Origin of the sequence: Bradyrhizobium jicamae, from assembly GCF_018130215.1 — a bacterium.
GTDB classification, from domain to species: domain Bacteria; phylum Pseudomonadota; class Alphaproteobacteria; order Rhizobiales; family Xanthobacteraceae; genus Bradyrhizobium; species Bradyrhizobium jicamae_A.
Window position 1 is genome coordinate 41384 of record NZ_JAFCKQ010000005.1, and the last position, 26589, is coordinate 67972.

The following is a 26589-nucleotide window of genomic DNA, read 5'->3' on the forward strand; positions in this document are numbered from 1 at the left end:
GTCTTTTCGAAAAACCGTGTCACACGCTGCGCCAACGCGTCCCGCCGGATCCGGGTCTTGCGCTAGCTGTTCGCGCTGAGCAGCCGCGCGACGGTGCGATCGATCTCGTCGTATCGCCCTTCACCATCGTGCTGGAAGACGATCTTGCCGTTCTGGTCGATGATGTATTGCGCCGGCCAATACTGGTTGCCGTAGGCGTTCCAGGTCTGCGAATTGTTGTCTTGCGCGACCGGGTAGGTGATGCCGTGGCGCTTCAGTGCCGCCTGGACATTGGAGGCGGAGTGCTCGAACGGGAATTCCGGTGTGTGGACGCCGATCACGACGAGGCCGCGATCCCTGTACTTTGAATAGAGTGCGGTCACATGCGGCAGTGTGTTGACGCAGTTGACGCAGCCATAGGTCCAGAAATCCACCAGCACGACCTTGCCGCGCAGGTCGGCAAGCCTGAGCGGCTGCGAGTTGAACCAGTTGCTGATGCCGACGAACTCGGGCGCGGTCTGCTCGGCGGTCGTGGCTGCCGCTGGTGTGACCGGCCGCGGCGGAGCATCCGCCTCGGTGCAGAGGCCGGGGATGACGGCGCCGCCGAGGCCGAGGCCGAGGCCGGCGACGAGCGCTGAGACTGCTAGCAGGCGCAGGGACATCGATATCTCCTTGTTGGTTCACAGGCCGATCTGGCCGTTGGGATAGAAGCGGGTCAGCCACGCCACGATCAGCGTGTCGTATTGCAGGTAGGACAGCGCCGCGAAGGCGATGATGACGACGCCGAAGAACTGCTGCAGGCGTGGCGTGATCCGGGCGATGCTGCGCACGCGCGCCGTCACGGTCTGCCCGCCATAGGCGATCGCAAGCATCGGGATCGCCGCGCCGATCGCGTAGGTGACGAGCTGCAGGCTCGCCCACGCGGTATCCTTCGAGGTCGCGACGATGGTCAGGATCGAGCCGAGCACCGGGCCTGCACAGGGCGTCCACACCAGGCCGAGCGTAGAGCCGAGCAGGAAGCCGCCGAACAGGCCCTGCGACGGCGCGGCGCTGCCGAAGCCGCCGCCGGTGACGCCGGCAAGCTTGCCGGACAGAAATTCAAACGGCGCGGGCCAGATCATCAGCAGCCCGAAGCCGGCCAGCAGGAATGCCGCGCCGGTCCGCAGCACGTTCGGATCGAAATCGAAGGCGCGCGTGATCGCGCTCAGCAGCAACGCCACGATGGAGAATGACATCACGAAGCCGAGCGCGATCATCGCGGGCCGCGCCTTGCGGGTCTGGCCTATCGATACCCCAAGCAGGATCGGCAGCATCGGCAGGGTGCAGGGTGCGGCGACGGTCGCGATACCGGCAAGCAGGGCAAGACCAAGGCTGAGCATCGACGTCCGTCCATCAAAAGTCCGGCGCCTGATGGCCGCCGGGGACACCCGATTCTTCGCCGAGGCCGCCCGGTCGTTACGGCGAACCGGAATGGGCAATGTCACGTCTGTGTGAGGTGAATCACGTTTGGCATCACGCGAACCGGATCGCTTGTGACGCGGGCCTTGCAGGGCCAGTGCGACCGCCTCCCTAGACCGCCGGCCTCACGGAGGCGGAGCGGGCGACCTCGCGCAGATGGCGGTCGATCTCGGCGTCGACCTCGTCCGGGTGATCGACCTGGGGCAAGTGTCCGGCGTCGGGAATGAATGCCAGCCGACAGTTGAGCGTTGTCGCGAGGTCGGTCATCGGCTGCACCAGCAACTGATCCATTGCGCCCACAATCAGCGTCAGCTGCACCTGCAGCTTCGTCACGCCGTCGAGATAGGCGAGCCCCTGGATGGCGCGGGCACAACCGATGAATCCGTTGGGATCAGTCTCGTTGACGCAATCAAGCAATGTCGCGGTGATTGCCGGATGGGTCTCGAGAAAGGCGCGACCGAACCAGCGCTCGGCGGTTGGGACCGCCAGCGGCGCAATCCCTTGCTCGCGCACCAGCGCAATCCGGTCATCCCATGCGGCCGCGAAGGGTGGCGGCGCATCGGCTCGTGCGGCGATCACGCACAGGCTGAGAATGCGGTCGGGATGGCGCACGCCGAGGCCGAACGCCGCCATGCCGCCCTGGGAGACGCCGATCACGTGAGTCCCTGCGATGCGGAAGTGATCCAGCACCCTGACCGCATCCTCCACCAGATCATCCATGGCGTAGGGGCCGTGCGGCGCCTCGGATTGTCCATGCCCGCGGCTGTCGAGTGCGAGCACGCGATAGCCGCGGGCGGCCAGTGCGATCGCCTGACGATGCCAGATCGCGCTGCTGGTCAGGATCGAGTGGCAGAGCAGCACCGGCGCGCCGCGCCCGGGGCCGCCGACACGGACGCTGAGCCGCCCGGCCTTGCCCTGCACATCGTGCCGGACAAAGCCTTGCCATTCGGCGGTCTCGATCGGCGCCGTTTCAGTCGACAAGGCCCATCTCCATGAACACGTCCCTGGCGATGCGGAAGCTGTCGAGCCCGGCGGGCATGCCGCAATAGACCGCGATCTGCAGGAAGACCTCGCGGAGCTCAGCCTTGCTCAGTCCGTTGTTGAGTGCGCCGCGGATATGCACCTTGAGCTCGTGCGGCCGGTTGAGTGCCGCGATCATGCCGAGGTTGAGCAGGCTGCGGCTGCGCTTGTCGAGGTCCGGGCGATTCCAGATTTCGTCCCAGCAATACTCGGTCGCGAGCTTCTGGATCGGCCAGTTGAAATCGTCAGCCGCCTTGAGCGAACGCTCGACATAGGCGTCGCCGAGCACGGTGCGGCGGGTCTGCAGGCCGCGCTCGAACTTCTCGCCGCGGGGATTGGCGTCGGTCATCATCGTCTCCTGTTGATTGCGGTCAGGCCATCGCCGGCTCTGCGATCGGCGCGTTCCACGCGTCGTAGCCGTAGACCCAGTCCGGATCGGTCGGGTTCTTGAGCCAGGTGTTGGTCCGTGAGCTCGATTGCACACGCGAGGTTCTGGGCTTGCGCGTTGCCTCGAAGCGTCGGAATGCGTCGGAGACGCCATCGCGATCAACGCCGGCGAGGCAGCGCGACAGCACGGCGGCATCCTCGATCGCCATCGCCGCGCCTTGCGCCATGTAGGGCGTCATCGGATGGCAGGCGTCACCGAGCAGCGTGATGTTGCCGTCGCTCCAGCGTGACAGCGGATCGCGGTCGACCAGCGCCCATTTGTGGACCGACGGGCAGGCCTCGAGCACGTGGCGGACCTGGGGATGGAAGTCTTCGAACGCCTTGCGCAGTTCGCGCACGTCGCCAGTGGCCGACCATGATTCCACGGTGAATCCCGGCTCCGGCTGGCTCGTGACGAAGTAGACCTCGCTACGGTCGGGCTTGACGTAATAGATGACGATGTGGCGATCCGGCCCCCACCATTTGGTGCAGTCGTCGATCGGATAGCCGTTGAGCAGCGCCGCAGGGAATACCGTGCGATAGGCGATACGGCCGGTGAAGTTGGGCTCGTCGCGGCCGAACAGCCGTTCCTTGACGAGGGAATGCACCCCGTCTGCGGCCACGACGGCGTCGACCGTCGTGGTGTGCCCGTTGGCGAAGGTCAGCGCGACGGAGCGGTCCGCGCGCTGTTCGATCGCGGCCAGCTTGTGGTCGAGGCGAACGAGGTCTGCCGGCACCGCGCGGGCGAGCGCCGTATGCAGATCCCCGCGATGCCCGAGGAGATAGGGCGCGCCATAGCGCTCTTCCGCCGAGGCGCCGAACACCATGTCGAAGCGCACCTCGCCGGTATGGTATTCCTTGTTGTTCCAGGAGCGCGGATAGAAGGCCTCGCGGCGCAGCACCGGCTCCAGACCCCACGCCCGCATCACCTTCATGGCGTTGCAGCCGATCTGGATGCCGGCGCCCAGCCGGGTGAAGCGCTGGGCCTGTTCGTACACCGTCACGTCAACCCCCGCGCGGGTCAGCGCCGCGGCGGAGGCCAGTCCGCCCATGCCAGCACCGATCACTGCCACCGAAAGTCTGCTCATTGTCGCTCCTCGTCGCTTGCGCCGGCTGACGACCGGCTTCCCTGCCTTTGTCGTTCAAAGCCGGACGTGCCCGCAAACGAGTAATGCTGACGGAGCGTGACGTGGGCTCACGCGCGCCCGGCGCGACCAGCGAGGGGCGCCCGCGCCAGCATCGCAGCGGGATCGGACAGTCGTCGGGCCTGTGAGCTGAGGTCACGCTGCCCGAGCTTAACTCGTTTGCGCTTCTCGCGATCGCCCGCCAACGTTCCGGCGCTGCTGCTTCGGCGTGTCTGCAGACGATGCTTCCCGCGCGGCCAACATCAGAACTTCAGAGGATCGACGCCCATGTCCACGATCACCAATGACGGCGCCACCCGTCTCGAGGCTGCGGCGACGCCCTGGCACGCGCGTCTCTACGTGCAGGTGCTGATCGGCATCGTGCTGGGCGCGCTCGTGGGCTACCTCTGGCCGGAGGTCGGCGCCGCACTGAAGCCACTCGGCGACGCCCTGATCAAGATGATCAAGATGGCGATCGCACCGATCGTCTTCCTCACAGTGGTGCACGGCATTGCGAGCCTTGGTGACATGCGCAAGGCCGGGCGCATCGGGCTGAAGACCCTGATCTATTTCGAGGTCGCGACCACTGCGGCGCTGATCCTCGGCCTGGTCATCATCAATCTGGCGCGCCCCGGCGCCGGCATGCACGTATCGCCGGACTCGCTCGATTCCCGCCTTGTCGCCTCCTACGTCACACAGTCGCATGACCAGTCCGTCGTCGGCTTTCTGATGAACGTGATCCCGGCGACCGTCGGCAGCGCGTTCACCAGCGGCGACACGCTGCAAGTACTCTTCTTCGCCGTGCTGTTCGGGATCGCCCTGCAGCGCTTTGGCGAGAACGGGAAGCCTGTGCTGCGGGCGATCGAGAAACTCTCGAAGATCCTCTTCATCCTGATCGGCATGATCATGCGGATCGCCCCGATCGGCGCGTTCGGCGCCATGGCCTTCACCATCGGCAAATATGGTGCCGGCTCGATCGTCGCGCTGTCGCATTTCATGCTCGTCTTCTACCTCACGTGCCTGCTGTTCGTGATCGTCGGGCTTGGCATCGTGTCGCGCCTCGCGGGCTTCAGCATCTTCAAGCTGATCCGCTATCTCCGGGAAGAGCTGCTGCTGGTGTTCGGATTGTCGGGTTCGGAATCGGTGATGCCGCGCTTCATCGACAAGATGAAGGCTGCCGGCTGTGCGGAATCCACCGTCGGCCTCGTGATCCCGACCGGCTACACTTTCAATCTCGACGGCACCTGCATCTACCTGACCATGGCCGGCGTATTTCTCGCACAGGCTACCGACACGCCAATGTCGCTCGTCCAGCAGATCGGTCTCGTCGTGGTCTGCCTGTTGACGTCGAAGGGCGCAGCCGCCGTGCCGGGCAGCGGATTCATCGTGCTTGCCGCCACGCTGGGCTCGATCGGCCATGTTCCCGTGGCGAGCATCGCGCTGCTGCTCGGTGTCGACCGCTTCATGTCCGAGGCGCGTGCGCTAACCAACTTCATCGGCACGGCGGTCGCGACCGTCGTGGTGTCGCGCTGGGAGGGCGACCTCGACCGCACACAATTCGCCCGTGCTCTCGACAATCCCGACGCCTTCACGGTATCGTCCTGACCCTTCCGGAGACGCGACACGACCATGAGAAAGTTGCCACCGCTCAACGCGGTGCGAACATTCGAAGCGGCCGCGCGGCATGTGAGTTTCACCAAGGCCGCTGAAGAGCTGCTCGTCACCCATGGCGCAGTGAGCCGCCAGGTCGCGCTGCTCGAGGAGTGGTTCGGCGTCAAGCTGTTCCGTCGCGCTCCCTCGCAGCTGACGCTGACCGCCGCCGGGCAAATCTACTATCGCGAGGTCACGGCGATCCTCGATCGTCTTGCACTCGCCTCCATGGACATGAAGCAGTACGGCTCGCCGTCGGTGCTACGCGTCAGCGCGCCGCCGACCTTCGCGATGCGCTGGCTGATCCGCCGCATCTCGTCGTTCCAGCGCATGCGGCCCGATGCCGAACTGCGGCTGCTCACCTCGATCGGACCGCTGAACGTCAACGACCGCTCGTTCGACGTCGCGATCCGGGGCAATGTCGGCGAGCCGGTCGGCTGGATGTCGCAGCCCTTCATGACCGAGCTGATTGCGCCGGTCTGTCATGTCGACCTGCTGACACGCGGGCGGCTCGCAACCCCCGACGACCTGCGGCATCACACCCTCATCACCTACCTGACCGAGCCGTACGACTGGCCGCGCTGGCTCGCCCAGGCCGGTGGCGAGATGAGTGCAGATCAGGAGACGCTGCGGTTCGAGCAGATGTTCTTCGCGCTGCAGGCGACGCTGGAGCGCATGGGCATCGGGTTGTTTCCACTGTTCCTTGTGATCGACGAGCTCATGGCCGGCCAGCTTTGCCTGCCGTTCGGCGATCTCGGCCTGCGCAAGCGCGAATACCGTTCATTTTATCTCTCCGACAACGAAAGCGCCGCGACCATCGCCGACTTCACCGCCTGGCTCGCCGACGCCGGCCGCGAGACCGAGCAATTCATGTTGGACTGGGCCACTTCGAAGGGCTGGACCTTCTAGGTTCGGGCGGCCAACCCGTCGCCTATTGGCAGACGCGCCGCGTCGCGGTCATCAAATCCCGATCGACCCGACGGCGCGCCCAAAATAGAGCGACCCGGCTGGGGGGCATCCCGGCCGGGTCGTCGGAGGTCTCACTTGGGAGGTTTGGAAACCGATGACTACTGATGTAACGGGCAAGTCTTTCCAGGTGATGTCGTGCTCTGTTTCAATTGTTTCGTCGCCTGATGTTTTTGGCTTCGCGTACGATTGGCCTGGATTGCTATAATTCTGATCAAGACATTGAAATTACTGTAGTTTACGCAGCGACGCTGTCCACGCCGGCGCCCTTGAGGAGGTCGGCGAGCTGCTTGCGGGCATAGAACATGCGGGTCTTAACCGTGCTCTGCGGAATGCCGATGATCAGCCCGGCCTCTTCGACCGACTTCTCGTGGTAGTAGACGAGGTTGATGATCTCGCGGTGCGCCGGCGACAGTTTGGCGACGCAGGCGCGCAGGATCTCGCTGGTGGTGGCGCGGTCCAGCGAAGCTTCCGGCGTATCGGCGCCGTCGGCGATCTCCAGCACGTCCTCCTGGTCGATATCCTCGTGCTTGCGCTGGCGCAGCGCGGTCAGCGCCTTGAAGCGGGCGATCGACAGCAGCCAGGTCGACACCTGCGACCGACCCTCAAACTGGGCGGCGGTCCGCCAGACGTCCAGGAACACCTGGCTGACCAGATCTTCCGCCATGGTGGTGTCGCGCACCATGCGCAGCACGAAACGGTAGACCCTGACGTTATGGCGGGCATAAAGAGTGTGCATCGCGGTACGGTCACCCGTCGCGATACTCCCGAGCAGCATTTCATCCGAGGTCGCGCGGGCAGCGGCAATGTGCTTTTTGGCTGCGGCGTTGATGGCGATGACGTTCGGCATGACGGGCTCCCAGTTCGCCGTTCGGCGGCGTTTCGTTAGGAGAATTGTTAGTTAGCCCCCGTTTCCGGATGTCTGCGCGAAAAGGGGAAAATGGTTTCGTGACCGGGCGAATTGTTTCGTCGCCCGCTCTGCGACGAAACATTCAGGGAAAAAAATCCAATAATTTCAATATGCGGAAATTTTGAATTGCCTTATTCGCCCTGCTTGGAACCAATCCGGCCGTGGCTTTTTGCGCTGGGTTTTGACGCGCCTTCCTGACGCGAACCGGTATCCACTTCCCTCGAAAGCACTGCAGCAAGACCTATTCCGCCGCCTGCAGCTTGGGCGCTGCCTTTTTCGGGGCAATCCAGAATGCGTCAGGCCGTTCGAACAGGAAACTGGCCTGAGCCGCCAGCGCCAGCCGCCAGATCAGCAACGAACCGGCGACACCGATTGCGGTCACGAGCAGCGAAACCAGACCGATGTCGTGGATCACGTCCAGCCGCAGCAGGATGGTCCGCGCCGCGGCCATCGGCAGGAAAAACGCCAGATAGATCACGATCGAATGCTCGCCGCAGAAGCGCAGAAAGTTGAGCCAATGCGCGCGAGCCAGCAGCGTGCCGATCACGATGATCGCGCAGGCGCCGGCAAGGCCGAGCGCCAGCGAGATGATCGGCCACTCGCTCACCTCAAGCGAGACCAGGCCGCCATTCACCATCGCCCACAGCCCGAGTCCGACCAGCGCCAGCAGCGGCCGCGCCCGCGCGCGGTCGGACAGCGCAAAGATGTAGTCGGCGAGGATGTAGCCGGTGAAGAAATACACGAAGCGCGCGCAGAACTCGTCGATCGCGGTCCAGCCGGTGGCAACATGCATCGTCTCGAGCGTGGCTGCGAACAGCCAGATGACGACGGGGTGAAGGTTGCGTGTCAGTTTCGTGAAGACAAAGAATATCGGCAACAGGTAGATGAACCACAACGTGCCGAACGGCTCGATGAAGGATTCGAGATAAAGCAGTCCGACCTCGCTCCAACTCGATTCAGCGGCCAGCGACGGCGCCTTGAAGCCGAACTGGATCGTCACCCACAGCAGATAGAAATACGTGAAGTGCACCACCTTGCGGTCGAGATAGGTGCGCCAGTCGCGGTCGATCACGACCGAGAGGAAGAGACCGGAAATCAGGAAGAAATCCGGCATCCGGAACGGCCTTGCGAACATCACGACGTAATGCATGAAGCCGGTCTGGTCGACGGCCTTCTCGACGCCAAGCACCGAATGCATCATCACGACCATGACGATGCAGATGCCCTTGGCATAGTCGACCCAGTCGACGCGCGCGCTTGTGTTCCCGGGGGAACGATCTGTCAGGGCTGGTGTGCCGTTTGCGGTCATCTTTGTCCTGTTTCGGCCGGATCGGGTGCATCATCGGCCGGATCGGTTGCTTTCTCCTTTATTCATACAAATGACATGCCGCGGCGGACGCGCTTTTCCACGTTTCCCTTGGCCGGCAAATGTTCTAAGAGGCGCACGAATCCCGGGGATCATTAACCATCAGGAAGCGGGTTGTTTCATGCGGATTGCCATGATTGGCACGGGTTATGTGGGGCTGGTGTCGGGCGCCTGCTTTTCGGATTTCGGTCACCACGTGACCTGCGTGGACAAGGATGCCGGCAAGATCGCCGCGCTGCATCGTGGTGAGATCCCGATCTTCGAGCCCGGTCTCGATGCGCTGGTCGCGTCCAACGTGAAGGCCAAGCGGCTTGAATTCACCACCGATCTGGCCGCACCGGTCGCGCAGGCCGATGCGGTGTTCATCGCGGTCGGCACGCCGTCGCGGCGTGGCGACGGCCATGCCGACCTCACCTATGTCTATGGCGCCGCGCGCGAGATCGCCGCGGCCCTCAAGGGCTTCACCGTCGTCGTCACCAAGTCGACCGTACCGGTCGGCACCGGCGACGAGGTCGAACGGTTGATCCACGAGACCAATCCCGCGGCCGACGTCGTGGTCGCCTCCAATCCGGAATTCCTGCGCGAGGGCGCGGCGATCCGCGACTTCAAATTCCCCGACCGCATCGTGGTCGGCACGTCTGATGAGCGCGGGCGCAAGGTGCTTGGCGATATCTATCGGCCGCTGTCGCTCAACCAGGCGCCGTTGATGTACACCGCGCGGCGCACCGCCGAGCTGATCAAATACGCCGCCAACGCCTTCCTCGCGACCAAGATCACCTTCATCAACGAGATCGCGGATTTGTCGGAAAAGGTCGGCGCCGACGTGCAGGAGGTTGCGCGCGGCATCGGCCTCGACAACCGCATCGGCTCGAAATTCCTTCATGCCGGGCCGGGCTTCGGCGGCTCCTGCTTTCCGAAGGACACCCGCGCGCTGATCAAGATCGCGCAGGACTATGACGTGCAGCTTCGCGTCGTCGAGGCGGTGCTCGGCGTCAACGACAACCGCAAGCGCGCGATGGCGCGCAAGGTCGCGAGCCTCTCCGGCGGCAACCTGCGCGGCAAGACCATCGCGGTGCTCGGCCTGACCTTCAAGCCCGACACCGACGACATGCGCGAGGCGCCGTCGATCCCGCTGATCACCGGCCTGCTCGACCTGGGCGCCAGGGTGCGCGCGCATGATCCGGTCGGCATGGAGCAGGCCCGCAAGGAGCTGCCCGACATCGAGTATTGCGACGATCCGTATGCCTGCGTGAAGGGCGCGGACGCCATGGTCGTGGTCACCGAATGGGTGCAGTACCGTACGCTCGACCTCGAGCGGCTGAAGGCGGAGCTGAAGCAGCCGGTCGTGATCGACCTGCGCAACATCTACCGTCCCGAGGACATGGTCGCACACGGCTTTGCCTATGAGAGCGTCGGCCGCCCGCCGCTGCAGCGGACGTAGCCCCGATACCGCTGTCATACCCCGCGAAGGCGGGGTATCCGGTACTCCCGGTCTTTGCAACCGGACGTGACGGTGCTTACTGGATCACCCGCTTTCGCCGGGTGATGACGGATCATTGGGATTGCCTCGGAATTTTGACACGCCCCTGCCGATCGACGCCGTGCTCGACGATCTCGACCGCACGCTCGAGGGCCATAACGCCGCGGTGCTGGTGGCGCCGCCCGGCGCCGGCAAGACCACGCGGGTACCGCTGGCGCTGCTGGATGCGCCCTGGGCCAGGTCCAGGAAGATCATCGTGCTGGAGCCGCGCCGTATCGCTGCGCGCGCCAGCGCCGAGCGGATGGCGAAGACGCTGGGCGAGCGCGCCGGCGAGACGGTCGGCTACCGAGTGCGCTTCGGCTCGAAGGTGTCGCGCGCGACGCGAATCGAGGTCGTGACCGAAGGCATCTTCGCGCGGCAGATCCTCGACGATCCCGAGCTCAACGGCGTCGCCGCGGTCCTGTTCGACGAATTCCACGAACGCTCGCTCGACGCCGATCTCGGGCTGGCGCTGGCGCGCGATGCGCAGACCGGCCTGCGCGAGGATTTGCGCATCCTCGTGATGTCGGCGACCCTCGACGGCGCGCGCGTCGCACGGCTGCTCGGCGACGCGCCGGTGGTCGAAAGCGAGGGACGCGCCTTTCCGGTCGAGACCCGTTATGTCGGCCGCAAGAGCGACGTGCCGGTGGAGCGGCAGATGGCCGACACCATTGCGACCGCGCTGCGTGCCGATTCCGGCTCGGTGCTGGCGTTCCTGCCGGGTGCGGCGGAAATCCGGCGCACGCAGGGTTTCCTGACCGAGCGCGTGCAGGATCCGGCGGTCGAGATCGTGCCTCTGTTCGGCGCGCTCGACGCCGGCGTGCAGGACCGCGCGATCGCACCGGCGCCGAAGGGGATCCGCAAGGTGGTGCTGGCGACCTCGATCGCCGAGACCTCGCTGACCATCGAGGGTGTGCGCATCGTGGTCGATTCCGGACTGGCGCGCGTACCACGCTACGAGCCGGATATTGCGCTGACCCGGCTGGAGACCGTGCGCGCCTCGCGCGCTGCGGTCGACCAGCGGCGCGGCCGTGCCGGCCGCGTCGAGCCGGGGGTCTGCTACCGGCTCTGGGACGAGCCGCAGACGGCGTCGCTGCCGGCCTACACCGCCCCCGAAATCCTCTCCGCCGACCTGTCCTCGCTGGTGCTCGATCTCGCGCAATGGGGCGTCGGCGAGCCCACAGGGCTGGCGTTCCTCGATCCGCCGCCGACGCCGGCCTGGAAGGAAGCCAGGTCGCTTCTGAGCGAGCTCGGCGCGCTCGATGGCGACGGCCGCATCACTGCGGAGGGCCAGAGCCTGCGCGCGCTGGCGCTGCCGCCGCGGCTAGCGCGCATGATCGTGGATTCCGGGCGCTTCGGTGCGGCCGAGGAGGCGGCCGACATCGCCGCCATCCTGACCGAGCGCGGGCTAGGCGGCGATAGTGTCGATCTCGATGCCAGGCTCGATCAGTTCCGTCGCGACCGGTCGCAGCGGGCGTCGAGCGCACGCAGCATGGCGCAACGCTGGGCGGCACAGGTGGAGACGCGTGGCGCCGAACAGAAGGCGCTCTCGACCGGCGTCATGCTGGCTTTCGCGTTTCCCGATCGCGTGGCGAAGAACCGTGGCAATGGCAGCTTCGTGCTCGCCAATGGCCGCGGCGCGGCCGTGGAGCAGACCGCGGGCCTGGCGCGCACGCCCTATATTGCCGTCGCCGAATTGACCGGCACGGCGGCGAGCGGCCGCATCCTGCTGGCGGCCCCGATCGCGCTGGAGGAGATCGAGCAGCGCTTCGCCGATCAGATCGAGACCGTGGAAGAGGTGACGTTCGACCGCGGCGCCCTGGCATTGCGCGCGCGGCGCCGGCGCTCGCTGCACGCGATGACGCTGTCGGAAGCGCCGATGCCGCTGTCGCCGTCGGCCGGGACCGCGCGGATCCTCGCCGACGGCCTGATCGCCATCGGCCTCGACCGGCTGCCCTGGTCGAAACAGGCGAAGCAGTGGCGCGACCGCGTCATGTTCCTGCGCAAGGCCGAGGGCGAGAGCTGGCCTGATCTCACCGACGATGCGCTTGCCGCACGTGCCGACGACTGGCTGGTGCCCGCGCTCTACGACAAGACCGCGCTCAAGGACGTATCCGCCGGCGACCTGTCGGATGCGCTGATGTCGTTGTTGCCCTGGGAATTGCGCGCGCGGCTCGACCGCGAGGCGCCGACGCATTTCGAGGCGCCGACCGGCACCCAGCTCGCGATCGACTACGAGGCCGAGCAGGGGCCGACCATCGCGGTGCGGCTGCAGGAACTGTTCGGCCTCAACACCCATCCATCGATCGCCAGGGGCGCGGTGCCACTGGTGCTGGAACTGCTGTCGCCGGCACAGCGGCCGGTGCAGGTGACGCGCGATCTGCCGGGGTTCTGGCGCGGCAGCTACGCGGCTGTCCGTTCCGACTTGCGCGGCCGTTATCCGCGCCATCCCTGGCCGGAGGATCCCGCCAGCGCGATGCCGACGCGGCGTGTGAAGCCGCGCGGCACCTAGCCCTGCGCTCTTCCCACTGCGCCTCGTGCTTTTCGTGTCGGGAGACCGGTTTCCACATCTTGCGGATGGTTCCCGATCGGTTGCGCTGGCGACCGTTCGCAAAGAGTGGTTAGATTTCTCCCCCGCGATCACGGGCGCGCACTTTGGGGAGGCTGCCTTGGAGATCAAGAACGCATCGCCGTCGCTTTACAACGAGGATCTGGCACCGGCCAAGGAACGCAACTGGGGTGCCTTCAGCATCTTCAACGTCTGGACTTCGGACGTTCACAGCCTGTGGGGCTACTACCTCGCCGCCAGCCTGTTCCTGCTCTGCGGCAGCTTCGTCAATTTCATCCTCGCGATCGGCGTCGGCTCGCTCGTGATCTTCGTGCTGATGAGCCTGATCGGCAATGCCGGGGTGAGGACCGGCGTGCCCTATCCGGTGCTGGCGCGCGCCTCGTTCGGCGTCTGGGGCGCCAACATTCCGGCGCTGGTGCGCGCGATCGTCGCCTGCTTCTGGTATGGGGCGCAGACCGCGGCCGCCTCGGGCGCGATCGTCGCGCTGCTGACCCGGATCGACAGCTTCAAGGCCTTCCACCAGTCCTCTCATGTCCTCGGGCATTCCACGCTCGAGGTGATCTGCTTCGTGGTGATCTGGGCACTGCAGCTCCTGATCATCCAGCGCGGCATGGAGACGGTGCGCCGCTTCCAGGACTGGGCGGGGCCTGCCGTGTGGCTGATGATGCTGATCCTCGCGATCTATCTCTGCGTCGCCGCCGGCGGCATCTCGCTGACCGCGCCGATCCCGCAGGATGTGCTTTTGGAGAAGACCAAGGATGCCGGCGTTCCGGGCGAGCCCGGCACGTTCCCGGCGCTGTGCGCGGTCGCCGCGACCTGGATCACCTATTTCGCGGCGCTCTATCTCAATTTCTGCGACTTCTCGCGCTATGCGCCCGACGTCACCGCGCTGCGCAAGGGCAATATCTGGGGCCTGCCGGTCAACCTGATCCTGTTCTCGCTGGTCGCCGGCGTCACCACGATCGCGGCGTTCAACGTCTATCACGAGGTGCTGCTGCATCCCGACCAGATCTCGGCCAAGTTCGACAGCTGGTTCCTGGCGCTGCTCGCCGCGGTGACCTTTGCGGTGGCAACGCTCGGCATCAACGTTGTCGCCAATTTCGTCTCGCCGGCGTTCGATTTCTCGAACGTGTTCCCGCGGCATATCGACTTCAAGAAGGGCGGCTATATCGCCGCGCTGATCGCGCTGGTGCTGTATCCGTTCGCGCCGTGGGAAGGCAGCGCGGCCTCGTTCGTCGGGCTGATCGGCGCGACCATGGGGCCGATCTTCGGCATCATGATGGTCGACTACTATCTGATCGCGAAGGGCAGAGTGAATGTGCCGGCGCTCTACCAGGAGGACGGCGAATACCGCTTCCAGAACGGCTGGAACGTCAGCGCTCTCGTCGCTGCTGCCATCGGCGCGCTGTTCTCGTCGATCCTGCCGAACTTCACCTCGCTGCTGCCGTCCTGGTGGGCGGTGTACGGCTGGTTCTTCGGAGTCGGCATCGCGGGCGCGGTGTACTATGTGCTGCGCGTCGTTATGCCGAGCCCGGTCGCAAGGACCGCCTGAGGCCATCGCGAAGCGCTGATCATGGAGGAGCCGACGCCGCTCGACTCCCAAATCTGCGTTCTCGCGGGTCCCCATTAACTCTTCGCTCATCCTTTTCGCGAAAATGGCGGGCTCGCGCCCGCGGCCTTGCTCGCCGCTGGACCTGCGGCGTGGTCAAATTGCGTTTTCGGTTTTCCGAGTGTGGCGTCATGCGTAACCTGATGATTTTCGCGGCCATCCTGATCGGGCTTGGCACCGGCATGGCCCAGCTCGCCAGCAAGATGACGCCGGCTGCCGCGACCACCGCACGGCAGACCTCGGCGCCCGCAGTGACCGTGGCCCAGGCCAGCGGCCGCACGCTGAGCATCTCCCGCGATCCGCGCGGGCACTTCCTGACCGATGGCCGCATCGACGGCCAGCGAATCGACTTCATGGTCGACACCGGCGCCTCGGTGGTTGCGCTGAACGAGAGGTCCGCCGCCCGCTTTGGTGTGCGTCCGGTGCCCGGCGACTACACCTCGCGCGTCTCCACCGCCAACGGCACCATCAAGGCCGCCCCCACCCGTATCGCGATGATCGATCTCGGCGGCCTCGTCGTGCGCGATGTCGACGCGCTTGTGTTGCCGGACGAAGCGCTTTCCGAAAACCTGCTCGGCCTGTCCTTCCTGTCGAAGCTGAAGCGCTTCGAATACAGCAACGGCAAGCTGGTGCTGGAGCAATAGGACCCGGCCCGTTTCCGATCCCTTGGTCCGATCTCTTGGGGTGACGTCGTCACCGCCAATTCTGCCGTAATTATCGGCCACCAGCCCTGACTCTCATCTTTCGCCCAAGCCCTGCATTCGCTAAGGCTGCGGCGATACCCTTCCGCACCCGACGATAAGGCCGATCTATGTTCCCCAAGCCGAAAGCCGCGCTGGTCCCGAATACGTATGCCTTCGAATCCGAGCCGATGGTGAAGCCGACCGGGTTTCGCGAATACGACGCGCGCTGGCTGTTCAATAAGGAAATCAACCTGATGGGCGTGCAGGCGCTGGGCATGGGGCTCGGCGCGCTGATCGCGGAGCTCGGCGTCAGGCAGGAGATCGTCACCGGGCACGATTTCCGCGGCTATTCGGCTTCGATCAAATATGCACTGATCTCGGGCCTGATGGCGGCGGGCTGCAAGGTGCACGACATCGGGCTTGCGGTCACCCCGATGTCATACTTTGCGCAGTTCGATCTCGACGTGCCGTGCGTCGCGATGGTCACCGCCTCGCACAACGACAATGGCTGGACCGGCGTGAAGATGGGCGCCAACCGTCCGCTCACATTCGGCCCCGACGAGATGACGCGGCTGAAGCAGATCGTGCTCAACGCCGAGTTCATGAACAAGGCGGGCGGATCCTACCAGTTCCACGAAAACTATCCGGCGCGCTATATCGCCGACCTCACCAATCGGCCGAAGCTGAAGCGCAAGCTCAAGGTCGTGGCCGCGTGCGGCAACGGCACCGCAGGCGCGTTCGCACCGCAGGTGCTGGAGGCGATCGGTTGCGAGGTGATCCCGCTCGACACCGAGCTCGATCATACCTTCCCGAAGTATAATCCGAATCCCGAAGACATGGAGATGCTGCACGCGATCCGCGATGCGGTGCTGGCGCACAAGGCCGATGTTGGCCTCGGCTTCGACGGCGACGGCGACCGCTGCGGCGTGGTCGACAACACCGGCGAGGAGATCTTCGCCGACAAGGTCGGCGTGATGCTGGCGCGCGACATGTCGGCGATCCACAAGGACGCGCAGTTCGTCGTCGACGTGAAGTCGACCGGATTGTTCATGACCGATCCCGTGCTGCAAAAGCAGGGCGCGAAGACTGTCTACTGGAAGACCGGCCATTCCTACATGAAGCGCCGCACCAACGAATTGGCCGCGCTGGCAGGCTTCGAGAAGTCCGGTCACTTCTTCTTCAACAAGCCGTCCGGCCGCGGCTATGACGACGGCCTGGTCTCGGCGATCGCGATCTGCGAGATGCTCGACCGTGCGCCCGGAAAGTCGATGGCCGACCTGAAGAACGCGCTGCCCAAGACCTGGTCGTCCCCGACCATGTCGCCGCACTGTGCGGACGAGGTGAAATACGGCGTGGTCGATGCGGTGGTGAAGCACTTCGAGCAGCTTCAGCAGAAGGACGGCAAGGTCGCAGGGCAGAAGATCCGTGATCTCGTCACCGTCAACGGCGTGCGGGTCACGGTCGAGGACGGCAGCTGGGGCCTGGTGCGGGCGTCCTCGAACAAGCCCGAGCTCGTGGTCGTGGTCGAAAGCCCGGTCAGCGAGCAGCGCATGCGCGACATGTTCGAGGCAATGGATTCCGTGCTGCGCACGCATCCCGAGGTCGGCGAGTACAACCAGAAGATCTGAGCGGCGGGCTGCCGCGTCGCCGCTGTCATACCCCGCGCATGCAGGGTATCCGGTACGCCGCAGCCATCGGGTCTTTGCGGCGGTCTCCGCAATACTGGACCGCCCGGTCGATGCCGGGCGAAGACAGTTGGGACTATTTCACTTGCGGGCCTTACGCCGCCGGCACCGGCAGCGCCGTCACCGACTTGATCTTCTCCATCGCGAAGCGCGAGGTGACGTTCTTCAGCGGCACTGCGGAGATCAGCTTCTTGTAGAACACGTCATAGGCCTGCATGTCGGCGACCACGACGCGCAGCATGTAGTCGACATCGCCGGCCATCCGGTAGAACTCCATCACCTCGGGCATGGCGCTGACGGCGTCGGCGAATTTGCGCAGCCAGGCTTCCGAATGGTCGGCACTCTCGACCGAGACGAACACGGATATCCCGAGCCCGATCTTGTTCTGGTCGACCAGCGCCACCCGGCGCAGGATCACGCCGTCCGCTTCCAGTCGCTGGATGCGCTTCCAGCATGGCGTCGACGACAGCCCGACCCGGTCACCGATCTCGGCAACCGACAGGGAGGCGTCTTCCTGGAGCACCGTCAGGATCTTGCGGTCGATGGCGTCGAGCCGGCGGTTGTTGTCGTGAAGCTGGATGGCGACATCAGTCATAGAAGAAAGTTCCATATGAGAGGTTGATACCTCTCATATATAGAAAAATCTTCTCTGACAAGGGGCCATTGGCCGGCCTAGGCCGGCGGCGCCGCGGCGTGCTGGTCCAAAAACTCTTCAACTTCAGCACGTTGCGGCGCAGCATAGGCACCCCCGTAGCGGGTGCATTTCAGCGCCGCGGCGGCCGAGGCGAAGCGCAGCGCCTGCCGCAGTTCCTGGCCCTCGGTCAGCGCGAGCGCAAACGCGCCATGGAAGACGTCGCCGGCGCCGAGCGTGTCCACGGTATGGACCGGGAAGGCCGGGGTCTCCTCCAGCCCGCCCTGTGGATTGAGCCAGATCGTGCCCATCGGCCCGCGTGTCCCGGCCAGGAACGACGGGGTGATCTTGGCAAGCTTCCTCAGCGCCTGGGCATCGTCGGTGACGTCGGCGGTCTCCTGCAGCGGCTCGCTGGAAAAGACCAGGTGGGACGAGGCGGTCAACAGCCCCTCGCTCATCGACATCGCGCGGTCGACGTCGACGACCACGGGAATGCCGCGCCGGACGGCCTCGGCGCACAATTCGGTGCAGAACGGTGCGCAGCGGCTCTCGGTCAGGATCGCCGCGCAATCCTCCAGCAACAGGTCGGTCGGCGGCAGCTTCACCTTCCAGAGCTCCGGATCGCGGAAGGTGACGATGGTGCGCTCACCGGTGTCATCGATCATGATCGCCGAGATCGGCGTCACCAGGTTCGGCATGTGGATCAGGTGGTTGGTCTCGATGCCCTCTTCCGCGAGCTTGTCGAACATGTAGCGGCTCGATGTTTCCCGGGAATCGCCCATCGGCCCGCACATCGAGGCGCGGCCGCCCAGCCGGACAATGCCGATCGCCGCGTTCAGCGCGTTGCCGCCGCAGATCTCGGCGAAATGCGTCGCATGCGTCTTGGAGCCGCGCGCCGGCACATTGACGCGGAAGGTGAGGTCGCGCACCGGCAGGCCGATGCAGAGGATGCGGGGGGCAATCTTGGGGGCGCCGGTCTGAAAGTTCATGCGGGAATCCGTCATGCTGGTTCCTTGATCGATCAGAACCTGTGTCCAGATTTAATCGGCAGGATCAAGTCCGGTTCCGTTATTTGCCCGTGGGGTCTCCATGATGCACCCATCGTCCGAGCAGATGATGGGCGATCGCGAAGGGGTGCGGGCCGGCCAGGCCATCCGGATGCTGCCGCTTGTGCATCAAGGTCGCCTCCGCGCGGTCGAACCAGCGGGCATCCTCGAGCTCGCTGCGGTCGACCACGATGTCCTCATTGGTGGCGCGCGCGGTGCACCCGATCATCAGTGACGACGGATACGGCCAGGGTTGCGTCATGTAGTAGTTCACGTCGGTGCAGCGGATGCCCGCCTCCTCGAAGATCTCCCGCCGGACCGCGTCCTCGATGGTCTCGGCGGCTTCGACGAAGCCCGCGAGGCAGGAATACATGCCGGGCAGGAACTGCTTCTGCCGGCCCAGCAGCACCTTGTCGCCGTGGGTGACCAGCATGATCACGACCGGATCGGTGCGCGGAAAATGCTCGGCCTTGCAGCCCGGGCATTCGCGCTTCCAGCCGCCGTCCTTCATCGCGGTGCGGCTGCCGCAGTTCGGGCAGAAGCCGTGGCGCTGATGCCAGGTCACCATCGACTTCGCCATCGCGATCGCCGACAGCTGCTCCGGCGGCACCACGCCCTGCATCGCCATGCCGCGCAATTCGGTCACCGTGACGTCGCTGCGGCCGACCAGCTTTTCCGCGGCCTGCGGCGCGATGCCCATGCCGAAGATCGGGGCGCCATCGCGCAGGCCCAGGAAGATCGTGCCGGGATTGGCGCCGAAGCCGCGGGCCTCCTCGAGCGAAAGCAGCGCGCGGGCGACGCCATCCTCCTGCTTCACCACCAGCGAGTCGCGATAGACGACATAGGCGCGCGCCTCGCGATGGCCCTCGAGCGTGAACAGCTTCTCATCATTGGTGCGCAGGTGCGCGGCACGGTCGAGCACGTGGGTGACGAAGGCCGGCTGGCCGAGAGGAAACTTGTCGAATGCGGACATTGAAATTCAACCCAACCAGATCTTGCGGCGCAGCGCGTTGATGAAATTCTGCACTTCCTCCGCGTCGTGCGCCAGCGGCGGCATCACGCCCCAAACGGGACGCGGCCATGCAGCGTCGCTCGTGCGGCGGGCGATGACGTGGACATGAAGCTGCGGGACCAGATTGCCAAGCGCCGCGATGTTCAGCTTGTCACACCTGGTGATCTCCTTCAGCGCGCGCGCCACGCGGGAGGTTTCCGTCATCAGCTGCGCCTGCTCGACTTCGTCCAGGTCGATGATCTCGACGGCGCCGTCGCGCCGCGGCACCAGCAGCAGCCAGGGATAATGCGCGTCCTTGATGACCAGCACCTTGCACAGCGGCAGGTCGCCGATGTCGATGGTGTCTTTCTTGAGCTGCGAATGCAGCGACCAGTTGGAGGCAGGCATGAGGGGGAAGTAATGCCTTTCCCTGTTCCCTTACAAGTCCCACAAAGCACGGTCAGGCCGCTTGCTTTCCGGGCCTTTTGGCCCCAAATAGAGGCCGGGAGATTGGCGGTGGACGAGCCACTCGCCAACCGGGTCAGGTCCGGAAGGAAGCAGCCCTAACGAGGTCCGGATCGGGTCGCTCGTCAGTCTCCTACCTGTTTTTCCGAGCGAATCGCGCTGGAACGGCGGTCTCCGCGTTCGGCGCTCGATTTTTGCTCCTATCCGCACGCCGGCTGCCTGGAGCGTTTTTGAGCGAAGTGGCTACCGGTTCGCGTAAAGAAAACGCGTCAAAACAGGAATCCAGAGCTCCGCTCCGATTCCATCGGAGCGGAAAACGCTCTGGAGAGATCAAGTTGCGGATCGACGCATGAACGATGCTGGCGCCCCCTCCGATAAGCCCGACGCCGCAAGCCAGGGTGGTTTCGACCTTGGCAGCGCGTCGGAAGCGGCCAAGCCCTATCGCGTCCTCGCCCGCAAATACCGTCCCGCCAGTTTCGAGGACCTGATCGGCCAGGAGGCCATGGTGCGGACCGTCTCGAATGCGTTCGAGACCGGACGGATTCCGCAGGCCTGGATCCTGACCGGCGTGCGCGGGGTCGGCAAGACCACCACCGCCCGCATCCTTGCCCGTGCCCTCAACTACGAGAAGCCGGACGGCTCGGTGAAGGGGCCGACCATCCACATGCCCGACCTCGGCGTGCACTGCCAGGCGATCATGGAGAGCCGGCACATGGATGTGCTGGAGATGGACGCGGCGTCCCACACCGGCGTCGACGATGTCCGCCAGATCAATGACAGCGTGCGCTATGCGCCGACCAGCGCCCGCTACAAGGTCTACATCATCGACGAAGTCCACATGCTGTCGACCGCGGCCTTCAACGCGTTCCTGAAGACGCTGGAGGAGCCGCCGGAGCACGCCAAGTTCGTGTTCGCCACCACCGAGATCCGCAAGGTTCCGATCACGGTCCTGTCGCGCTGCCAGCGCTTCGACCTGCGCCGCGTGGAGGCCGACGTGCTGATGAATCACCTCGGCAATATCGCTGCGAAGGAGGGCGTCGAGGTCGAGCCGGAGGCGCTCGGCATCATCGCGCGGGCCGCCGAAGGCTCGGTGCGCGATTCGCTGTCGCTGTTCGACCAGGCGATTGCGCACGCCGCGGGTCACGTGAAGGCCGATGCGGTCAGGCAGATGCTCGGCCTTGCCGACCGCACCCGCGTCATCGACCTCTTTGATTCGCTCGCGCGCGGCGACATCGCCAGCGCCTTTGCCGAGTTCCGCGCACAATATGACGTCGGTGCCGATCCGGTCGTGGTGCTGTCTGACCTGGCCGAGTTCGTCAATTTCGTCACCCGCGTGAAGGCGGTCCCGGCGACCGCGGAGAATGTCGCGTTCGGCGAGACCGAGCGCGTGCGCGCGCGCGAATTCGCGGCGAAGCTGTCGTTTCGCGTGCTGTCGCGGATGTGGCAGATGCTGTTCAAGGGCATCACCGAGGTGCAGATCGCGACACGGCCCGCGGCCGCCGCCGAGATGGTGCTGGTGCGGATCGCCTATGTCGCCGACCTGCCGACGCCGGACGAGGTGATCCGGATGATCGAGCAGAACGGCGGCGGCGCCGCGCCCGCGACGTCGGGCGCTTCATCGCCGTCGCGTAGCGCACCGGTATCGACGATGTCGACGATGCCGTCGGCGCCGCTTCGTGCCCCGCAGGGTGGGCCGCGCGCCGATCTCGCCGCGCGTCCGCAGATGGCCTCGCCGGCGGCCGATGCCGCGCCGTTGCTGCGGATCTCGAGCTTTCAGCAACTCATCGCGCTCGCCGGCGAGAAGCGCGACCTGATGACCAAGGGCGCACTGGAAACCGACGTGCGGCTGGTCCGCATCGAGGACGGCCAGCTCGAGATCGCGCTCGAGCCGAAGGCCTCGCGCGGCCTCGTCACCGATCTCTCGCGCAAGCTCGAGCTCTGGACCGGGCGGCGCTGGACCGTTGTGATCTCCAACGAGGCCGGCCAGCCGACGGTACGCGCGCAGAACGAACTGGCGCGCAACCAGCATCAACGCGCTGCCGAGTCCGACCCGCGCGTGCGGGAGGTGCTGGCCCGGTTTCCCGGCACGCGGGTGGTCGAGGTGCGCCGCCTGGCCGCCGAGCCGCCGGAAGCCGATGCCACCGGCGAAGACCCCATTGAAACTCCCGATAGCGACGACGATTGATCTGATGACAGGATACACCCATGGCTGATTTCCTTGGCATGATGAAACAGGCGGCACAGCTGCAATCCAAGATGCAGGCGATGCAGGAAGAACTCGGCAACGTCGAGGTCGAGGGCATTTCCGGCGGCGGCCTGGTCGCGGTGCGGATGACCGCGAAGATGGAAGTGAAAGGCATCACGATCGATCCGTCGCTGATGAAGCCGGAGGAGCGCGAGGTGCTCGAGGATCTGCTCGTCACCGCGCATGGCGACGCCCGCCGCAAGGCAGAGGCCGCGATGCAGGAGAAGATGGCGGCGCTGACCGGCGGCCTCGGCCTGCCGCCGGGACTTGGTCTGACCTAAATGGCTGCAAGCGTTGCCGGCCCCGAGATCGAACGCCTGATCCAGCTGCTGGCGCGGCTGCCGGGTCTCGGCCCGCGCTCGGCGCGGCGTGCGGCGCTGCACCTGATCAAGAAGCGCGAGGCACTGATGACGCCGTTGACCTCGGCGTTGCAGGTCGCGATCGACAAGATCCAGGTCTGCAAGACCTGCGGCAATATCGATACGCAAAACCCTTGCACCGTGTGCACCGACCCGCGGCGCGATCCATCGATCATCGTCGTGGTCGCAGACGTCGCCGACCTCTGGGCGCTGGAACGCGCCAATGCGACCAATGGCCGCTATCACGTGCTGGGTGCGACGCTGTCGCCGCTCGACGGTGTCGGCCCGCAGGACCTCACCATCGATCAACTGGTGGCGCGCGCGCATGCGAGCGAAGTCAGCGAGATCATCCTGGCGCTGAACGCCACGGTCGACGGCCAGACCACGGCGCATTACATCACCGACCTCTTGTCGGAGGCCAATGTGCGGGTAACGCGGCTGGCGCATGGCGTGCCCGTCGGCGGCGAGCTTGATTATCTCGATGAAGGTACGCTATCGGCTGCGATGCGGCAGCGGACGCTGTTCTAGCGCACGACCCGTGAGGCGGGATCGCAAGGCGGTCACCGCTGTTCAAAAAAAGATCGTGCCGAAACAACATGATAGGGAAGGATGACGCGGCCGGGGCGGTCATCCACGCAGCTCGCGAATCAGATACGGAATCACGCAACATGACCTCACACCGATTCGGCGTACGCTTCGGCTTCGCGATTTTGGGCCTTGCCGCGCTCGCCGCTTCATCTGCGATCGCGCAGCCGACCGAAGCGCCCTCCAAACCGGGCAAGCTGATCAATGCCGGTGACGTGCTCTCGGGGGAGCTCAGCACCCTGCGCGTGCGCGACGTCAAGAAGGGCGGCAAGCGCGTGGCGACCTATCAGATCACCAGCGAGCCGCGTCGCCTGCCGCCGCCGAACGGCCTCTGCAATCTCGAGACCGGCCCGGAAACCTTCCAGCTGGTTCCGACCAGCGAGGCCCAGGCTGCACAGCTTCGAAGCCTTGCCGGCAAGGAAATCTCGGTGAAGGTCGACGAAATCGCCTGTGCCCAGGACGCCGGCCAGATGAGCGAAGCCATCGTTACGAAGTGGAGCGTGGTTGCGAAGTAGGGGTTGCTGGGGGCTTGCCTAAACCCGCACCGGCCCCAGTTCGTCAAAATGCCCGCGCCGTTGCAGCCAGGTCAGCAGGATCAGGCTCGGGATCGCGACCAGCACACAGATCACGAAGAACACCTGCCAGCCCACGGCCTTCGCCACATAGCCCGCGCCTGACGACAGATAGGTGCGGCCGACCGCGGCGAGCGCGGTCAGCAGCGCATATTGGGTCGCGGTGTGCAGCGGGTTGCGGCACAGCGCCGAGAGGTAGGCAACGAAGATCACGGTGCCGATGGCGCTGGTGAAGTTCTCGGCCGTGATGGCGAGCGCCAGCGCCCACTGGTTGATGCCGACATGGGCGAGCCAGGAGAACGAGAGGTTGGCGATAGCCTGCAATACGCCGCCGATCCAGAGGCTTGACGCAAGCGAGTAGCGCCGTGCGACGAAGCCGCCGGCAAAGCCGCCGATCAGGGTCGCGGCAAGGCCGACGCCCTTGACGATCGCCGCGTAGTCGACCTTGGAAAAGCCGATGTCGATCACGAAGGGCGCGGTCATGGTGCCGGAAAACGCGTCGGTGAACTTGAACAGCACGACAAAGGCAAGCGCTGCGAACGCATCCTTGCGGCTTAGGAATTCGGAGAACGCGCCGAGGGCTGCGTGCAGCACGCGCTGGAGCGCAGTCTGCGCCTGCGTGGCTGCCTCGGCGCCGCTCGATTGCGCCGGCTCGGTCGCGGCAAGCGCAGTGATGGTGCCGATCAGGATCAGCGCCGCCATCACCACATAGCCCCACATCCAGGCCGACGGGCGTGCAAGCCCGGCGGATTCGAAGCCGCTGACGATGAACAGCGCGCCGGCAGTCGAGACCAGCATGCCGATCCGATAGGCCGCGACATAGGACGCCATGCCGGCGGCCTGCTCGCTTTCGGGCAGGCTCTCGACGCGGAAGGCGTCGACCACGATGTCCTGCGTCGACGACGTCGTCGCAACCAGCAGCGCGGCAAGGGCGGCGAAGGCGGGCGAGCGCGCCGGATCGGCCATCGCCAGCACCAGGATCGCGGCGATCAGGAGAAGCTGCGAGAACAGCAGCCAGCCGCGGCGGCGTCCGAAGATGTGCGTGAACAGCGGCACATGCAGCGCGTCGACCAGCGGTGCCCAGAGGAACTTCAGCGTATAGGGCGTGCCGACCAGCGCGAGCAATCCGATCGCGCCGAGGTCGACCCCGGACTCCCGCATCCAGATCTGCAAGGTCGAGCCCGACAGCGCCAGCGGCAGGCCCGAGGAGAAGCCCAGCAGCAGCACGATCAGCACGCGCGGCTGCAGGTACACCGCCAGGCTGTCGCGCCAGGAGATGGCTGATGGCGTTGGGGCCGGTTTGGCAGACCCGTCTGATGTCGCGTCAGGTGCGGTCATAGGCAGTTGGTAGCAGATTCGGCCGCAAAAGGCTGTCGCCCGGTCAAGCCGGGCGATGACACCAATTAAGGGGCGCCGCCAAACACTACTCCCCCGCCTGCAGCTTGCGCGGGGCAGGGAACAGTTCCGGTGTCGCGCTCTTGACGAAGCGGGGGACTTCGATCGGGGTCTCGGATTTGCTGAAATCGAGCTCCTCGATGCGGCCGGCGCGCTTTTCGATCTTGTCGGCGGAGATCAGGATCTGCCTGACGTCCTCGTTCACCTGGCCGAAATGGTTTTGCAGCTTGAGCACGCGCTCGCGCAGGCGTCCGAGGTCGTCGCCGAGATGCATCACCTCGTTGCGGATCTGGTCGGCGGCGTCACGGATGCGGGCATCCTTCAGGATCTGCTGCATCACCTGTATCGCGAGCATCAGCAGCGACGGCGACACCAGCACGACGCGGGCGCGATACGCCTTCTGGATCACGTCGTCGAACCCGTCATGGATCTCCGCATAAACCGATTCCGACGGCACGAACATCAGTGCAGTATCCTGCGTCTCGCCGGGGATCAGATATTTTTCCGCGATGTCGCTGACGTGTTTCAGGACATCGGCCCGCAGCCGCTGGCTGGCGAACCGGCGCTCCTCGTCGCTGCGCGCATCGTGCAGCGCGGTCATCGCTTCGAGCGGAAACTTGGCGTCGATGCATAGCGGGCGCTGGTCGGGCAGGAACACCACGCAATCCGGCCGCTTGCCCGTGGTGAGCGTGTGCTGAAACTCGTAGGAGCCCTTCGGCATGCCGTCCTGGACGATCGCTTCCATCCGCGCCTGGCCGAACGCGCCGCGCGACTGCTTGTTGGCGAGCACGTCGCGCAAGGTCGTCACCTGGGTCGTCAGCTCGTTCAGATTCTTGTGCGCATGGTCGATGATGCCGAGTCGCTCGTGCAGGACGCGCAGCGAATCCATCGTGTTGCGCGTCGATTGTTCCATCGACTGGCCGACCCGGTGAGTGACCGAATCGAGCCGCTCGTTGACGGCGCGCGCCATCTCGGCCTGGCGACCGGCCAGCGCCTGTGCCATGGCATCGACCCGCCCGGAGGACTCGCTCTGGGCGCGCAGCATGTCGGCGAGCCGATCCTCGAGCTCGTCGTCACGGATGGTTTGTGCCATCGCAAGTTCCGCCCCGCGTCGGCTCGCGCGCGCGATCACCACGGCGATTGTCAAGAGCAGGACCAGCGCCAGCCCGGCAAGGCCGATCAGGGCATCGGAGACACGGATCGGCAGGTCGCCGATGATCAGGAGGATGTCGTTCATGCCGGCCGTTGTAGCCGATTCGCCCGTGAAGGCGAACGAAGAGGGAACAATTGTGGTGAATGAGCCGTTAGTTTTCGTGGTTAACGTAGTCTGAAGAAA

General features: G+C 65.3%; 24 protein-coding genes and 1 other RNA gene. 12 read left to right on the forward strand and 13 right to left on the reverse strand.

Annotated features, from left to right (window positions below):
* Positions 1 to 62: 62 nt before the first annotated feature.
* The 5 genes from JQ586_RS08975 to JQ586_RS08995 all read right to left on the reverse strand — a co-directional run bounded on the left by JQ586_RS08975 (position 63) and on the right by JQ586_RS08995 (position 3971).
* Entirely contained in the window at positions 63 to 641 is a 579-nt protein-coding gene (locus JQ586_RS08975; RefSeq protein ID WP_212394168.1) for a thioredoxin family protein, read from the reverse strand.
* A gap of 18 nt (positions 642 to 659) precedes the next feature.
* The gene (locus tag JQ586_RS08980) at positions 660 to 1358 is read right to left on the reverse strand and encodes a cytochrome c biogenesis CcdA family protein (protein WP_212394169.1); all 699 of its coding nucleotides are present in this window, start codon (positions 1356 to 1358) and stop codon (positions 660 to 662) included.
* A gap of 190 nt (positions 1359 to 1548) precedes the next feature.
* Positions 1549 to 2418 carry an alpha/beta fold hydrolase gene (locus JQ586_RS08985; protein WP_212394170.1) on the reverse strand — a complete coding sequence of 290 codons (870 nt, stop codon included), beginning with the start codon at positions 2416 to 2418 and terminating at the stop codon, positions 1549 to 1551.
* The gene (locus tag JQ586_RS08990; protein WP_212394171.1) at positions 2408 to 2806 is read right to left on the reverse strand and encodes a carboxymuconolactone decarboxylase family protein; all 399 of its coding nucleotides are present in this window, start codon (positions 2804 to 2806) and stop codon (positions 2408 to 2410) included. Before JQ586_RS08990 ends, JQ586_RS08985 begins: the two co-directional genes overlap by 11 nt.
* Positions 2807 to 2828: 22 nt before the next feature.
* On the reverse strand, positions 2829 to 3971 hold the full coding sequence (locus tag JQ586_RS08995; RefSeq protein ID WP_212394172.1) for an FAD-dependent monooxygenase: 1143 nt from the start codon (positions 3969 to 3971) through the stop codon (positions 2829 to 2831).
* A gap of 324 nt (positions 3972 to 4295) precedes the next feature.
* Between JQ586_RS08995 and JQ586_RS09000 the strand changes: the two genes are divergently transcribed.
* Positions 4296 to 5612 (forward strand): dicarboxylate/amino acid:cation symporter, encoded by a 1317-nt coding sequence (locus JQ586_RS09000; RefSeq protein WP_212394173.1) that lies wholly within the window; start codon positions 4296 to 4298, stop codon positions 5610 to 5612.
* Between the two features lie 24 nt (positions 5613 to 5636).
* Positions 5637 to 6566 (forward strand): LysR substrate-binding domain-containing protein, encoded by a 930-nt coding sequence (locus JQ586_RS09005; protein WP_212394174.1) that lies wholly within the window; start codon positions 5637 to 5639, stop codon positions 6564 to 6566.
* Between the two features lie 295 nt (positions 6567 to 6861).
* On the opposite strand, the gene JQ586_RS09010 is transcribed toward JQ586_RS09005, so the two are convergent.
* Positions 6862 to 7473: a sigma-70 family RNA polymerase sigma factor gene (locus JQ586_RS09010; RefSeq protein ID WP_212394175.1), complete on the reverse strand. Its 612-nt coding sequence runs from the start codon at positions 7471 to 7473 to the stop codon at positions 6862 to 6864.
* Positions 7474 to 7774: 301 nt separating this feature from the next.
* Complete coding sequence (locus JQ586_RS09015) at positions 7775 to 8842, reverse strand: acyltransferase family protein (RefSeq protein WP_212394176.1); 1068 nt, start codon at positions 8840 to 8842, stop codon at positions 7775 to 7777.
* A gap of 178 nt (positions 8843 to 9020) precedes the next feature.
* Here JQ586_RS09015 and JQ586_RS09020 point away from each other — a divergent pair, with 178 nt between their 5' ends.
* The 5 genes from JQ586_RS09020 (at position 9021) to JQ586_RS09040 (ending at position 16907) form a co-directional block, all read left to right on the forward strand.
* Entirely contained in the window at positions 9021 to 10340 is a 1320-nt protein-coding gene (locus JQ586_RS09020) for a UDP-glucose/GDP-mannose dehydrogenase family protein (RefSeq protein WP_212394177.1), read from the forward strand.
* Positions 10341 to 10461: 121 nt separating this feature from the next.
* Positions 10462 to 12930: an ATP-dependent helicase HrpB gene (gene hrpB, locus JQ586_RS09025; protein WP_212394178.1), complete on the forward strand. Its 2469-nt coding sequence runs from the start codon at positions 10462 to 10464 to the stop codon at positions 12928 to 12930.
* Between the two features lie 157 nt (positions 12931 to 13087).
* Positions 13088 to 14539, forward strand: a complete 1452-nt coding sequence (locus tag JQ586_RS09030; protein ID WP_212394179.1) for an NCS1 family nucleobase:cation symporter-1 — start codon at positions 13088 to 13090, stop codon at positions 14537 to 14539.
* A gap of 188 nt (positions 14540 to 14727) precedes the next feature.
* Positions 14728 to 15240 (forward strand): TIGR02281 family clan AA aspartic protease, encoded by a 513-nt coding sequence (locus tag JQ586_RS09035; protein WP_212394180.1) that lies wholly within the window; start codon positions 14728 to 14730, stop codon positions 15238 to 15240.
* Positions 15241 to 15407: 167 nt separating this feature from the next.
* Positions 15408 to 16907 (forward strand): phosphomannomutase/phosphoglucomutase, encoded by a 1500-nt coding sequence (locus tag JQ586_RS09040; protein WP_212394181.1) that lies wholly within the window; start codon positions 15408 to 15410, stop codon positions 16905 to 16907.
* Positions 16908 to 17058: 151 nt separating this feature from the next.
* Here the strand turns inward: JQ586_RS09040 and JQ586_RS09045 are convergent, their stop codons facing one another.
* The 4 genes from JQ586_RS09045 to JQ586_RS09060 form a co-directional block, all read right to left on the reverse strand.
* Positions 17059 to 17559 carry an Lrp/AsnC family transcriptional regulator gene (locus tag JQ586_RS09045; protein ID WP_024578797.1) on the reverse strand — a complete coding sequence of 167 codons (501 nt, stop codon included), beginning with the start codon at positions 17557 to 17559 and terminating at the stop codon, positions 17059 to 17061.
* Positions 17560 to 17636: 77 nt separating this feature from the next.
* A complete protein-coding gene (locus JQ586_RS09050) occupies positions 17637 to 18584 on the reverse strand; it encodes a sugar kinase (protein WP_212394182.1) in 948 nt (315 codons plus the stop codon).
* Positions 18585 to 18663: 79 nt separating this feature from the next.
* On the reverse strand, positions 18664 to 19614 hold the full coding sequence (gene nudC, locus JQ586_RS09055) for an NAD(+) diphosphatase (RefSeq protein WP_212394183.1): 951 nt from the start codon (positions 19612 to 19614) through the stop codon (positions 18664 to 18666).
* Between the two features lie 6 nt (positions 19615 to 19620).
* Positions 19621 to 20040 (reverse strand): HIT domain-containing protein, encoded by a 420-nt coding sequence (locus JQ586_RS09060; protein WP_212394184.1) that lies wholly within the window; start codon positions 20038 to 20040, stop codon positions 19621 to 19623.
* Between the two features lie 97 nt (positions 20041 to 20137).
* Here JQ586_RS09060 and ffs point away from each other — a divergent pair.
* The 5 genes from ffs to JQ586_RS09085 all read left to right on the forward strand — a co-directional run bounded on the left by ffs (position 20138) and on the right by JQ586_RS09085 (position 23801).
* An RNA gene (ffs, locus tag JQ586_RS09065) (signal recognition particle sRNA small type) lies at positions 20138 to 20234 on the forward strand.
* 212 nt (positions 20235 to 20446) lie between these two features.
* Entirely contained in the window at positions 20447 to 22282 is a 1836-nt protein-coding gene (locus JQ586_RS09070) for a DNA polymerase III subunit gamma/tau (RefSeq protein WP_212394185.1), read from the forward strand.
* A 20-nt stretch (positions 22283 to 22302) separates the two neighbouring features.
* Positions 22303 to 22623 (forward strand): YbaB/EbfC family nucleoid-associated protein, encoded by a 321-nt coding sequence (locus JQ586_RS09075; RefSeq protein ID WP_212394186.1) that lies wholly within the window; start codon positions 22303 to 22305, stop codon positions 22621 to 22623.
* A complete protein-coding gene (gene recR, locus JQ586_RS09080; RefSeq protein WP_212394187.1) occupies positions 22624 to 23229 on the forward strand; it encodes a recombination mediator RecR in 606 nt (201 codons plus the stop codon).
* A 140-nt stretch (positions 23230 to 23369) separates the two neighbouring features.
* A complete protein-coding gene (locus JQ586_RS09085) occupies positions 23370 to 23801 on the forward strand; it encodes a hypothetical protein (protein ID WP_212394188.1) in 432 nt (143 codons plus the stop codon).
* An 18-nt stretch (positions 23802 to 23819) separates the two neighbouring features.
* Here JQ586_RS09085 and JQ586_RS09090 read toward each other — a convergent pair whose 3' ends face one another.
* Entirely contained in the window at positions 23820 to 25196 is a 1377-nt protein-coding gene (locus JQ586_RS09090) for an AmpG family muropeptide MFS transporter (RefSeq protein ID WP_212394189.1), read from the reverse strand.
* Positions 25197 to 25281: 85 nt separating this feature from the next.
* Positions 25282 to 26490 (reverse strand): DNA recombination protein RmuC, encoded by a 1209-nt coding sequence (locus tag JQ586_RS09095; protein ID WP_212394190.1) that lies wholly within the window; start codon positions 26488 to 26490, stop codon positions 25282 to 25284.
* Positions 26491 to 26589 lie beyond the last annotated feature (99 nt).